11 protein-coding genes are annotated in these 12,233 nt (G+C 64.3%); 7 read left to right on the plus strand and 4 right to left on the minus strand.

The window, feature by feature from the left end; genetic code table 11:
- Positions 1–61 precede the first annotated feature (61 nt).
- Positions 62–292 carry a hypothetical protein gene (locus CH295_RS27865; RefSeq protein WP_170945959.1) on the minus strand — a complete coding sequence of 77 codons (231 nt, stop codon included), beginning with the start codon at positions 290–292 and terminating at the stop codon, positions 62–64.
- 36 nt (positions 293–328) lie between these two features.
- Here CH295_RS27865 and CH295_RS18075 point away from each other — a divergent pair, with 36 nt between their 5' ends.
- Positions 329–562, plus strand: a complete 234-nt coding sequence (locus tag CH295_RS18075) for a hypothetical protein (RefSeq protein WP_094741505.1) — start codon at positions 329–331, stop codon at positions 560–562.
- 190 nt (positions 563–752) lie between these two features.
- On the opposite strand, the gene CH295_RS18080 is transcribed toward CH295_RS18075, so the two are convergent.
- The 3 genes from CH295_RS18080 to CH295_RS18090 are packed head-to-tail and all read right to left on the minus strand — an operon-like array spanning position 753 to position 5,853.
- Positions 753–1,961, minus strand: a complete 1,209-nt coding sequence (locus CH295_RS18080) for an amidase (protein WP_353955477.1) — start codon at positions 1,959–1,961, stop codon at positions 753–755.
- On the minus strand, positions 1,958–3,775 hold the full coding sequence (locus CH295_RS18085) for a hydantoinase B/oxoprolinase family protein (protein WP_032402635.1): 1,818 nt from the start codon (positions 3,773–3,775) through the stop codon (positions 1,958–1,960). The genes CH295_RS18080 and CH295_RS18085 overlap by 4 nt, the downstream gene beginning before the upstream one ends.
- Complete coding sequence (locus CH295_RS18090; protein WP_094741507.1) at positions 3,772–5,853, minus strand: hydantoinase/oxoprolinase family protein; 2,082 nt, start codon at positions 5,851–5,853, stop codon at positions 3,772–3,774. Before CH295_RS18090 ends, CH295_RS18085 begins: the two co-directional genes overlap by 4 nt.
- A 298-nt stretch (positions 5,854–6,151) precedes the next feature.
- On the opposite strand from CH295_RS18090, the gene CH295_RS18095 reads away from it, so the two are divergent.
- From CH295_RS18095 to CH295_RS18120, 6 genes are all read left to right on the plus strand, one after another.
- Entirely contained in the window at positions 6,152–6,886 is a 735-nt protein-coding gene (locus tag CH295_RS18095; RefSeq protein WP_252342094.1) for a FadR/GntR family transcriptional regulator, read from the plus strand.
- Positions 6,887–7,017: 131 nt separating this feature from the next.
- Entirely contained in the window at positions 7,018–7,566 is a 549-nt protein-coding gene (locus tag CH295_RS18100) for a MaoC family dehydratase (protein ID WP_032379726.1), read from the plus strand.
- On the plus strand, positions 7,563–8,780 hold the full coding sequence (locus tag CH295_RS18105; RefSeq protein WP_094741509.1) for a CaiB/BaiF CoA transferase family protein: 1,218 nt from the start codon (positions 7,563–7,565) through the stop codon (positions 8,778–8,780). Before CH295_RS18100 ends, CH295_RS18105 begins: the two co-directional genes overlap by 4 nt.
- Entirely contained in the window at positions 8,777–10,147 is a 1,371-nt protein-coding gene (locus CH295_RS18110) for an MmgE/PrpD family protein (RefSeq protein WP_094741510.1), read from the plus strand. The genes CH295_RS18105 and CH295_RS18110 overlap by 4 nt, the downstream gene beginning before the upstream one ends.
- A gap of 39 nt (positions 10,148–10,186) precedes the next feature.
- Positions 10,187–11,350: an acyl-CoA dehydrogenase family protein gene (locus tag CH295_RS18115; protein ID WP_094741511.1), complete on the plus strand. Its 1,164-nt coding sequence runs from the start codon at positions 10,187–10,189 to the stop codon at positions 11,348–11,350.
- Positions 11,347–12,180 carry an HpcH/HpaI aldolase/citrate lyase family protein gene (locus CH295_RS18120; RefSeq protein ID WP_094741512.1) on the plus strand — a complete coding sequence of 278 codons (834 nt, stop codon included), beginning with the start codon at positions 11,347–11,349 and terminating at the stop codon, positions 12,178–12,180. The genes CH295_RS18115 and CH295_RS18120 overlap by 4 nt, the downstream gene beginning before the upstream one ends.
- Positions 12,181–12,233 lie beyond the last annotated feature (53 nt).

A 12,233-nucleotide genomic window follows, 5' to 3' on the forward strand; every position in this document is an offset into this window, starting at 1 on the left:
AGCGAGGGGTCGGGTGTAACCGGGAACGACGGAGGTCGCGCGGTCTCGCGCGTAGGCGCACTCATGGTTCAGTGCTAATCGTCTCGTCGGTATCGTCGGCCTCGTCGGCCTCGTCGGCCTCGTCGGCCTCGTCGGCCTCGTCGGCCTCGTCGGCCTCGTCGCGCAATCGCGAACAGATGCGTCCGTGCAGCGCGACAGCCTCGGGGCTGGGACTGGCCAGGACGGCTTCCGTGTGCGAGCCCGGAAGGTCGTTGTCCACCTCGTCGATGAACCGGCCGGGCCGCGCACTCATCACCAGAACACGATCGGAGAGCGCCTCCTAATTGCTTTGGGTGATAACCAGGATTCCACATGTGAGCTTTTCTACGATCTTCAAAAGATCGTAGAATACTACCAGCCGGATCTGGTGGTCGAGCGCGCCGAACGGTTCGGCCGCGAGAATGAGATCGGGTTCCATGGACAGGCCGCGTGCGATGGCTACGCGCTGGCGCAGAAGGCCGGGGAGAGCTGGGTGGTGCTGGTCGCCGAACTTGCTTGCCCCAAGGTGTACAGCAGCTTCTAGCCGCGGCATCGACGTTCCTTCTTGCCGACTCTGCGTACCTCCAGGGCGAACGCCACGGTGTCTCGCACGGTCGGCCACGGCAGAGTCGCCGAGTGCTAAAAGACGACGGCAATCTTGAACCGCAGAACGGTCAGTGGCTGGCCGCCGACGTGCACTGTGCCTCCTTCATGGTCCTGTACTTGCCGGTCAGTTAAGAATCTGATGTATGAGGTGCGTTTCGCTGATGCCAGCCGGTCACCGACTGGTACCGCTCGCCCAGGGCGAACAGTGCGCCCTCACGGCGCGATACAGCCGTCAGTTGCGCTCCGACCGGCATGCCCGAGGACGGGTGGAATCCGACCGGCAGAGCCAGCGTCGGGCCGTCGTGCAGAGACCACGGGTACGTGAACTGACCCATTCGGCGTGAGAGAGCGATAACGTCGTCGCCCCCGTCCCTCGGGGGAACGTCGACGGGCATGGCCGGGGTCAACACCACGTCGACCATCTCGAACGTGGTGGTCATGGCCTCGTAGAATTGGTCTCGGCCGGTGAGTGCACGGGCACGGACGGCATCGGAGATGCTCAGGCCCAACGCTATTCGCTCACGGGTGGCGGGTTGGAAGCGGGAAGGCACGGTGTCGAGCCGCTGCCGATGGCGGCGAGCGAGGTCGCTGTACACGATCGTGTAGACGATGTCCTGGGCGTCGGCTGCATGCGCGAGTTCGATGGGGACGATCTCGTACCCCAGTTCGGCGAACGTGCGCACCGCGGCTGCGACGGTCTGCGCGACGCCCGAGTCCACGTCCGCGGTGAGGAACACAGTGGGCACGCCGATGCGTGTGACCTCCGAGGGCTCGGATGGGCTGGGGGACAGGACGTCGAACAGGGCTTTCACCTCGGTGACCGACCGCGCCATCGGGCCGACGGTGTCGAACTGCTCGCTCACCGGGAACACGCCGTCGTTGCTGATCGATCCCCAGCTCGGGCGTAGACCGGTAATTCCGCATGCCGCGGCGGGTAGGCGCACTGATCCGCCGGTGTCGGTGCCCAGGGATGCGTCTACCAGTCGGGCGGCGACGGCAATCCCCGAACCGCCACTCGATCCGCCGGGCACCCGAGTGCGATTCCACGGGTTGTACGACGGGCCTGCAGCCGAGTTCTGCGAGGTAACGCCGACGGCGAACTCGGCCATGTTCAGTTTCGCGACGACCGACCCGCCTGCGCGCCGCAGGCGGGTGACGACTTCGGCATCCGACGCGGCAACGTTGTGCTCGAAGAACTCCGACGCGCAGGTGGTCTCGACGCCGGCCACGTCGATGTTGTCTTTGACGCCGATGCTCAGGCCGGACAGGGGCCCCGGGGTGTCGTTCCGGTCGTCGATCCACCGGACGACACCGCCGAAGGTCCCGTCCTCGATCAGGCCGCGCTCCGGGCGCGCAGCTCGGCCGTCGCGTCCTCGTCAACCGTCCACGAATCGGTGTTCACGACCACACCGTAGTCGCGTCGAGCATCGTCCTCGGTGAGGTACTCGTCCCAGACGTCGCTGAGCACCTGGAACGGATCACGCTCGAACGGGTTTCCGAAGCCACCGCCCGAGGGCAGTTTGATCTCGAGCGTCTCACCGGAACGAATCGTCTCCTGAGTGACCTTGGAGTACAACACTTCCTCGCGATCGGTCCCGGCGTTCCTGGTGAACGAGCCGGACACACCGTTGTGTCCACCGAGCGCTCCGGCCGGCGGATCCGACCGGTTGTCGGCCTCGGAACCGAGGAACGTATCGGTCTCCATCAACCACTTGCGCACACTGCCGATACCGCCGCGCCACTTGCCCGGTGCGGGAGCCTCGTCGCGCAGCTCGTAGCGCAACGCGCGCATGGCGTGATTGAGCTCGAGCTCCTCGATCGGGTTGTTGCGCGTGTTGGCCATCAGGGCGTCGACAGCGTCCATGCCGTCCTTGCCGTTGCGGCCGCCGTAGGAGCCCTCGTTGATTTCGATGTAGACCCAATAGGATTCGCCGTCCGGCGCGATGCCGGAATAGGCGATGGCACACAGAGCGGCGGACGAACCGGCGATCGCGTGATCCGGAAGCACCGGGGCAAGAGCGAGATTGATCGAGTCGAACACCCGGTTCACCTGTGAGAACCTCGCGAAGCACGACGCGGGGAAGTCCGGGTTGAAGATCGTGCCCTCGGGGGCATAGGCCTTGACGGGCCGGAAGCACCCGTCGTTCTGCGGAACGAATTCCTCGGTGAGGTCCTCGTCGAGCAGAATCGTACGAATGGCCGAGACGGCCACAGGTAGAACCGAACCCTCGAACGGGACGTTGAACGCGGTGGGCACCTGGCTGTTCGAGCCAGTGAGGTCGATGAGAATGTCCTCGCCCTCGACCTGCACCCGCACGGCCACCTTGAGCGGTTCGTCGCGATTCTTGCCGTCGTCGTCGAGATACCCGATGGGTGCGGTGTAGCTGCCGTCCGGAATCTCTCGAATCTTCCTGCGCAGCATGGACTCGGAGTAGTCCATCCAGCGTTCACCCGCACTCATCACGGTATCGAGGCCGTACTTCTCGAGCAGCTCGGTGAATCGTTTTTCGCCGATCCGCGAGCAGGCGATCAATGCTTCGAGGTCGCCGCGGTTCTGCTCGGGCGTGCGGACGTTGTCGAGGATGTGCTGAATCAGGTAGTCGTTGCGGACCCCGGCCTCGTAGATCTTCATCGAGTCCATCAGCTTGCCCTCGGCCCACACATCGACGACGTCCATGCACAGGCCCGGGAAGTTGCCGCCGACATCGGACACGTGACCGGTACACCCGGCGAAGCCGATGTGCTCGCCCTGCCAGAAGATCGGAATGATCACGCCGTAATCGGGTGAATGCGCCGCTCCGTGGTACGGATGGTTGTGCAGCACCACATCTCCGGGCTTATACGTTCCGGCGAGGCGACGGTTGACGCCCTTGATGTAGGCGGGAATCGAACCACAGTGCATCGGAGTCGAGTCCGATTCGCACAGTTCACGTCCGTTGATGTCGAAGATGCCCGCGCCGAGGTCCTCGGACTCTCGAATGAGCGAGGAGTACGCCATCCGGTAGAGCACCTGGGCCATCTCCTTGGCCATCGACTGCAGTGCTCCGCCGATGACGCGCAGCGTGATGGGGTCGACCTCGACGTCGTTCCAGGTTCGAGTGGATTCGCCCGCCAGTGACACTCCGGTGGTGGGCATCAGCGCCTTGCTCATGCGGGGTTCCTCTCTATGATGATGTGGCCGACGGCGTCGACGGTGGCGTGCTGGTTCATGCCGATGATCGTGGTGGAATCGAACTGCTCGACGATCGCAGGACCGTCGATCTCGTTGTTCGCCAACAACAACGACCGTTCGTAGACCGGGGTGTCGACCCACTGCGGCGCGGACGTCTCGTCCTGCCAGAACAGCGCCTGCGTGGTCGTCTTGATCGCGGCCGAGGAGTCGGCGGTGCCCACGGCGATGTCGGCAATCTGTACGTGGGGTACCGCACCCACACCGGTGACACGGACGTTGATCAGCTGTACCGGCTTGTCGTCGAATCGCTGTGAGTAGGTACGTCCGTGCACGTCGTGGAATGCCTCGGCGACGGTCTTGACCCACACGTCGTCGATGTCGCCGTCCGGCGCGGCGACACGCAATTCGTAGCCTTGGCCGACATATCGGCAGTCGACGCTGCGTTCGAGCGAAATGTTTTCCGCCGCAACGCCGTCCTTCTCGAGCTGCGCGACGGCGAGGGCCGACAGACGCTCGATCTGCTCCTGCAGGAGTTCGATGTTCGGGTCGGCCGACGACGTCCACACCGTCGTCGGCTCCTCGTAGCGGATGTCGGTTGTCAGCAGGCCGACGGCAGAGGTGATGCCGGGGTGACCGGGCACGATCACACGCGGAATGCCGAGCTGGTCGGCGATCTGCCAGGCGAACAGCGGGCCGGCACCACCTTCGGCGATCAGTGAGAAGTCGCGCGGGTCATAGCCTTTGCGCACCGAGTGCAGGCTGATCGCCTCGGTCATGGAATGGGCGAGGACCTTGAAGATGCCCATCGCGGCGTCGTCGAGCGGGGTGTCGAGCTTGTCGGCGATATGCGTCTGAATCGCCTCGCGTGCCAGCTCGGGCTTGACCTCCATGGTTCCGGACAAGAAGCTCTTCTCGCGTAGCCATCCCATCATCACCATGGCGTCGGTGGAGGTCGGTTCGGTGCCGCCGTGTCCGTAACAGGCCGGACCGGGAACTGCACCCGCGCTGCGAGGACCGACGCGGAACATGCCACCGTCGTCGACCACGGCAATGGATCCGCCTCCGGCGCCGATGGTGTCGACCTCGGCCATCGGCACCATCGCGTGGTAATCACCGATCCGGGTGTCGAGCAGATGCTTCATGCGCAACGCGCCATCCGGTGCCACGCCGACGTCCGCCGAGGTACCGCCGACATCGAGCGTGATGACGCTGGGATATCCGGACGCCTTACCGATGGCGCAGCCACCCAGCAGGCCGGCGACCACACCGCTGGTCAGGAGTGAGACCGGGATTTCGCTGGCGCTGCGCGAGGTGACGAGCCCGCCGGCCGAGGTCATGAGGTGCACGTCCTCGCCGACCTGCGCTGCCTTGGCCTTACCGGCGAGATTCTCGATGTACTTCGAGGTCTTCGGTCCAATGAAGGCGTTGAGCGCTGCGGTCGAAAAGCGTTCGTACTCCCGGTATTGCGGTGCTACCTCGCTGGAGAGTGAGATGAAGACGTCGGGGAACTCCTCCTCGATGATGACTCTGACGCGCTGCTCGTGAGTCGGATTGCGGTACGCGTGCAGGAATGCGACGGCGATGGCCTGCACGCCTCGCTCGCGCAGCAGTCGAACCTGTTCGCGCACAGCATCTTCATCGAGTGGGGTGAGAATCTTTCCAGCGGCATCGATGCGTTCGGGGACCACACGACGGTTGCGTCGTGGCACCAGTTGCCACTTCTGCCACGGAAGATCCTGGTAATTCGAGTAATTGAGTGGACGCTTCTTGCGCGCGATGTGCAGCAGGTCGCGGAAACCCTCCGTCGTGATCATGCCGACGTCGCAGCCGTTGTGCTCGAGCACGATGTTGGTGGCCACGGTGGTGCCGTGGAAGAACATGTCGATCTCGGACGGGTCGATCCCGGCGCGTTCGGCGAGAACGGTGATGCCGTCCATTGTGCCGATCGAGGGGTCGTGGTTGGTGGACGGGGTCTTGTGCACGACGACCGTGCCGTCGTCGTCCCACAGGACGAGGTCGGTGAACGTCCCGCCGACGTCGACTCCAATGCGTTTCATGCTGCGTCCGTTCTGTCGGTGCCCGAGTGGAGCGGGAAGGCGTGCTCCGCCTGTCCTACGAAGTCGTTGGGTCACCGCTGAGGTGACATGAGTCATAGTGCTGATGATCGAACGGAAAAGCAATACCTCTGATGTATTGCGTCTACTTTGTCCAAATATCCAGTCTTGTCCATGTCGGTGTCGGAGTTTTCCTACGAAAGAGCGGATGTATCGAGGGTTGCGATCCCTGCATCTCCGAGCATCGGCCAGGCTAAGCTCGAGCCGACTAGTACCCGTCGTCGACAACCAGGGGGCAGAAGTGGCTCAATCGGCTTCGCTTAAGGCCACCGCCAAGAGTGTCCCCGCGTATGCGGTCCTCGCCGGCCATCTGCGCAGCCGCATTCTGTCCGGTGAGCTGCAGCCAGGGGAGCGGCTCCCCGGAGAGGCCGAGCTCACCGCCGAGTTCGGCGTCGGACGTAGCACCATTCGTGAAGCTCTTCGCTCCCTGGCCAGTCAGAATCTGATCGAGACGACCAGGGGGGTGACCGGGGGAAGCTTCGTCGCCGTCCCCAGCGTGGGGCACATCAGCGAGCACCTAGAAACCGGTGTCGCTCTGATGGCGGCCGCGGAGACCGTCACCGTCGACCAGCTCATGGAAGTCCGCAACCTGATGGAGGTGCCGGCCGCCGGTATCGCTGCATTCCGCCGCACCGACGAGCATCTCGGGCAGCTCAATGCGTCGATCTTCGACCCCAATGAAGTGCAGGGACCCGAGACGTTCGCCAAGAACCAGGAATTCCACCTCGTTCTGCTCCGCGCGGCCCACAACCCGTTGCTCGAGCTCATCACCGCTCCCGTCTTCCGCGTCTTGTCCGGCCGATTCGGTCGCGACCACGCACCCGAGGGCTTCTGGCAATGCGTCGACAGCGATCACCGAGGTCTGCGCGACGTGGTGGCGGCCGGTGATTCGATGGCCGCGATGGACTTGATGCGTAAGCATCTCGACCACCTCGGCGACTCGTACCGACAGATGGATCGACTGCGCAACCCGTAAACATCTGCTCTTTACCGAGTCGATCTACCCGAAGTTCGCCTATTGCTGGTTTCCTCGAACCCTTGACGCCATAAACATCTGATGTTTATGGTCTAGGTAAGGCACTCGCCAAACCGACACGAGGAGACACGGTGGCAATCCATCCGGCCGTTCTGGGGCGCTTCTTCGACGACTACGCCGTGGGGGACGTCTACCAACATCCCTTCGGGCGGACGATCTCGGAGACCGACAACACGTGGATCACGCTGCTGTCGCTTAACACCAACCAGAACCACTTCAATGCGCACCTGGCGTCGCAGAACCCAATCACCGATGGGAAGGTCATCGTCAACTCCGGCTTCACAGTCTCTGTGGTACTTGGGCTTTCGGTGATCGACATGAGTCAGAACGCGATCTCGAACCTCGCCTTCACCGACATCAAGATGTCGCACCCGGTCTACGCAGGCGACACGCTCTACGCCGAAAGCATCTGCACCGGACTGCGTAAGTCCGAATCACGCCCCTACGCCGGCATCGTCTCGATGATCACCCGCGGCCTCAATCAGGATGGCGTCGAGGTCATTTCGTGGAAGCGCTCGGTCATGGTCGCCACCCGCGACAGTGGCATCGGGCAGAACTACTTTCCCGAAGCGCAGAACGGCCCGCTCGAACTTCCCCAGATTAAGGATTCCGACGCATGAGGCCACTCGAAGACGTCCGCATCATCTCGCTCGAGCAGTACGGCGCGGGCCCGTTCGGCAGCCTGCATCTGGCCGATCTCGGCGCTGATGTCATCAAGATCGAGGACCCCAGCGTGGGCGGTGACGTCGGACGCTACGTCCCGCCCTACAACGAGGGCGAGGACTCGCTGTTCTTCGAGAGCTTCAACCGCAACAAACGGTCTCTCTCCCTTGATCTTTCGACCCCGAGCGGCCGAGCGGTCTTCGAGGACCTCGTCCGTACCAGCGACGCCGTCTACTCCAACCTCCGCGGTGACGTGCCCGAGAAGATCGGCATCACCTACGACCAGCTCAAGCACCTCAATCCCGCGATCGTGTGCTGCAGTCTCACCGGCTTCGGTATGACCGGCCCGCGCGCGAAAGAGCCTGGCTACGACTACATTCTGCAGGGTCTCGCCGGCTGGATGAGCGTCACCGGTGACCCGGACGGCCCGCCCACGAAATCCGGTCTCTCGCTGGTCGACTACTCCGGTGGATTCGTCGCCGCCATTTCGCTGCTCTCGGGATTGCACGCGGCCCGGCGCGACGGCATCGGCGGTGACTGCGACGTCTCGCTGTACGACACGGCGATGTCTCTGCTCACGTATCCCGCGACGTGGCATCTCAACGCCGGCTTCGAACCGATCCGCACCAAGAACTCTGCTCACCCGTCTCTGGTTCCGTTCCAGGCCTTCGAGGCAACGGATGGCTGGCTGATCGTCGGCTGTGCGAAGGAGAAGTTCTGGGACCGGCTCGTCGTCGCCATCGACCGCCCGGACCTCGGTGCCGATCCACGGTTCGGCAACTTCTCGCTGCGTGGCAAGCACCAGGATGTGCTGCTGCCGATTCTGGAGGAGGTGTTCGCCACCAACACCGTTCAGCACTGGCTCTCGAAGCTCGGCCCGGCCGGGGTGCCGACCGGGCCGATCAACGACGTCGAGCACGCCCTGACCGAACCCCACACGCTCGCACGCAATCTTGTGGTCGAGACCGAGCATCCGGTGTACAACACGGTGCGCCAGGTTGCCTCACCTGTGAACTTCGGTTCCGAGGCCAAGCAGTACCGCCGCGCGCCGCGGCGCAACGAGCACTTCGACGACATCGTGCGCGACCAACTGGGCTACGACGACGAACGCGTCGCAAAACTGAAGGCGGAGGGAGCCTTCGGTACGGCGAAGGACGAGGTGCGGGCGTGACCTCGACGATCTTGGCGGAGTGGGCATCGGGTGTCACCGTCGCCGATCTGTCCGAGGACGTCCGGCACGCGGCCGCGCGTCACCTACTCGATGGCGTCGGCAATACCGTTGCGGCCCAAAGACTCGGCTACGGCCGACCGGGCTGGACAGTGGCCGACGCTCTCGGCGGGCCACCAGAGGCGCGGCCTCTCACCGGCACCCGGGGCTTGTCCGCTCCGGCGGCTGCCTTCGCAACCGGGGTGATGCTGCACTCTCTGGACTTCGACGACACGCACGCGGGAGCATTGGTTCACGCGACGGCGGTATCTCTTCCCGCGGCATTCGCCGTCGGGCAGCAAGTGTCGGCCTCGGGTGCGGATGTGTTGACCGCCGCAGCCCTCGGTCTCGAAACCGCGTGTCGCCTCGGTGAAGTCAGTCCGCACGGGTTTCACGCACGGGGTGTCCACGCGACCGCAGCGGTGGGACCGTTGACGGCCGCGCTCGTCGCCGGACACCTCTCGAAGTTCGACTCCGAAACACTGGTCAACGCCCTGGGCATCGCCGGGTCGTCCAGCTCGGGACTGCTCGAGTTTCTCGATACCGACGCCGACACCAAGGCACTGCATCCGGGATCGGCCAGTATGAACGGTGTTCTGGCCGCTCGGCTCGCGGCAGCCGGTGCGACCGGCCCGTCGTCGGTCCTCGAAGGTCGACGCGGAATCTACGCTGCGTTGACCGACCGGCCGACGAACTTCGCCGCACTGACCGAGAAACTCGGCACGCGGTGGGAAGCCACCCGAATCGGCATCAAGCCGTACCCCAGTTGCCAGCTGATGCACGTCACGCTCGACGCGGTGACGAGGGCGCTCGGGGACAGTGCCGTTCACGCAGGCGACGTGGCCGACATCGAGGTGTTCGTTCACCCCGATTCGAGTCCGTTCGTCTGCGGACCGAACACCGGGGTCGCCTCACCGCGCAGCACCTACGACGGCAAGTTCGACCTGCCGTGGAGTGTGGCCGCGCTGCTGCACGACGGCGCGATCACCGTCTCGACCTATACCGACGGATCCATCGCGCGTGAGGATGTTCTGGCCACCGCCCGGAAGGTGCGGGTGACGAACCTCCCGTCCGAGGTTCCCGCGGCCGCCGCGTCGGGCAGGGCGGTTCTCACCCTCACCGACGGTCGAGTGCTCGACGCCTCCGTCGGCGGCAGTCAGGGATCCGCTGGATTCCCGCTGAGCGACGACCGTCTGCTGGAGAAGTTCCTCGCCAACTGCGGCAACGACTCTCGTGCCGCCGAACTCTCCGACCGCGTTCTCGGATTGGTCGACGAAACCGACTTGACCGCCATCCTCGATCTCGCCGCTGCCATCGCGCCGGCACCTTGACATTTCGATCGACGACACCCCAATCGACAGGACATCATCATGGACTTCACGTACGACGAACAGCAGTCGGCATTCCGTAAAGCGTTGCGCACCTTCGTCGACAAGGAGATCATCCCGGTCGCGAACGAGTGGGAGAAGACGGGGCGGTACCCCACCGAGATCGTCGAACACATGAAGGCCATGGGACTGTTCGGGATCACGACGCCGGAGGAGTACGGCGGTCTCGACCTCGACAAGGTCTCGTTCACCCTCGTCTACGAGGAGCTCGCCCGGGGATGGATGGGCGTCGCCGGCATTCTCGGTAGCCACAACCTCTCGTGCTGGATGATCGGTAAGCACGGCACCGAGGAGCAGAAGAAGACGCTGCTGCCCAAGCTCGCGTCCGGCGAATGGCGTACGGGAGTCGGCCTGACCGAGCCCGGTGCCGGCACCGACCTGCAAGGCATCAAGACCACTGCCAAGCGCGACGGTGACCACTACGTCGTCAACGGTGCGAAGACATGGATCACCAATGCCCGCCACGCGAATGTGCTTCCGGTACTGGTCAAGACCGACACCACCACGACGCCCGCGCACAAGGGAATGTCGCTGCTGCTGATCGACACCACGACCGACGGGTTCGAGGTGCAGCGCGACATGGGCAAGCTCGGCTACAAGGGCACCGAGTCGTGTGAGATCACGTTCACCGATGTGCGCGTTCCCGTCGATGCACTGCTCGGCGGCGTCGAGGGGCGTGGTCTGCAGCAGGCGCTGTCGGGTCTCGAGATCGGTCGCCTCAACATCGCCGGACGCAGCGTCGGCATCGCGCAGGCCGCGTACGACGCCGCCCTCGAATACGCGAAGCAGCGCACCGCATTCGGTCAGCCCATCGCCGAGTTCCAGGCCATTCAGCTCAAGATCGCCGACATCGCGACCCAGCTGCAGGCTGCACGCCTGATGACGTACTGGGCTGCATCACAGGCAGATTCGGGTAAGCGCGTGGATATGGAGGCCGGCATGGCGAAGTACTTCGCCTCCGAAGCTGCCATCACCGCCAGCCTCGAAGCCATGCGCATCCACGGTGGCTACGGCTACTCCACCGAGTTCGTCGTCGAGCGTCTCTACCGCGATGCGCCTCTCATGGCCATCGGCGAGGGCACCAACGACATCATGCGCACCGTCATCGCGAAGTCCCTCGTCGCGGGCACGGGAGTCATCGGATGAGGACCGCTCTGACGTACCTCTACGTCCCGGGGGATGTGCCGGAGCGGTTCGACAAGGCACTGAACTCGGGTACCGACGCGGTGGTGTTGGATCTCGAGGATGCCGTCACCGCGGCGAACAAGGATCATGCGCGTGCGACGGTGGCCGCGTGGGTTGCTTCCTGCGAGCCGGGTGACGTGCAGATCTGGGTGCGCGTCAATCCCGGGGCGTTGCAGGAGAGCGATATTCGCGCGGTGTTGCACCCGAACCTGACCGGTATCTGGTTGCCGAAGGTGTCGTCTGCTCGGGAGATAGAGCAGGCCGATGCTCTATTGAGTGGCAGTAGTGCAGTGGTCTCGCCCCTCATCGAGACGGCCGCCGGAGTGTTCGCCGCTCTGGAGATTGCCCGTGCCCCTCGGGTCAAGTTTCTCCAGATCGGGGAAGTGGACCTGGCCGCCGATCTGGGCGTCGACGGTTCTGCGGAGTCACTGTCGTTCGTGCGTGCCCAGGTGGTCGCGGCCAGCGTGGCGGCGGGAATCGATCCGCCACCGGCGGCGGTGTCTCGAAACTTCCGCGATACCGATGCGTTCGAGGCCGATACCCGAACGCTCTCTGGTCTCGGTTTCGTCGGGCGTGCATGTATCCATCCGGCTCAACTCGCCTCTGTGCGAACTGTCTTCGTGCCGTCCGAGTTGGAAGTGCGAGAGGCCGGGGAACTGCTGGCCGACTTGGAACGCGCCACCTCGGGTGTGGCCGTCGACAGCAAGGGATTCCTGATCGACGAGGCAGTGGCCCGAACCGCGCGTCGAGTAGTGGCCAGAGCAGCTTCGCGGGAGTCGATCAGCACCTGACGTCAGCCGGTGGCGATGCGAAGCCCGACGCTCGCTGTGGCCCCACCGGTTCG

The organism is Rhodococcus sp. 14-2483-1-2 (assembly GCF_002259405.1).
Taxonomy (GTDB): Bacteria; Actinomycetota; Actinomycetes; order Mycobacteriales; family Mycobacteriaceae; genus Rhodococcoides.

Excerpts from the sequence above, each read along its gene's own strand:
- CH295_RS18120 (WP_094741512.1), top strand. The coding sequence starts at position 11,347 with ATGAGGACCGCTCTGACGTACCTCTACGTCCCGGGGGATGTGCCGGAG.
- CH295_RS18090 (WP_094741507.1), bottom strand. The coding sequence starts at position 5,853 with ATGAAACGCATTGGAGTCGACGTCGGCGGGACGTTCACCGACCTCGTC.
- CH295_RS27865 (WP_170945959.1), bottom strand. The coding sequence starts at position 292 with ATGAGTGCGCGGCCCGGCCGGTTCATCGACGAGGTGGACAACGACCTT.
- CH295_RS18085 (WP_032402635.1), bottom strand. The coding sequence starts at position 3,775 with ATGAGCAAGGCGCTGATGCCCACCACCGGAGTGTCACTGGCGGGCGAA.
- CH295_RS18105 (WP_094741509.1), top strand. The coding sequence starts at position 7,563 with ATGAGGCCACTCGAAGACGTCCGCATCATCTCGCTCGAGCAGTACGGC.
- CH295_RS18115 (WP_094741511.1), top strand. The coding sequence starts at position 10,187 with ATGGACTTCACGTACGACGAACAGCAGTCGGCATTCCGTAAAGCGTTG.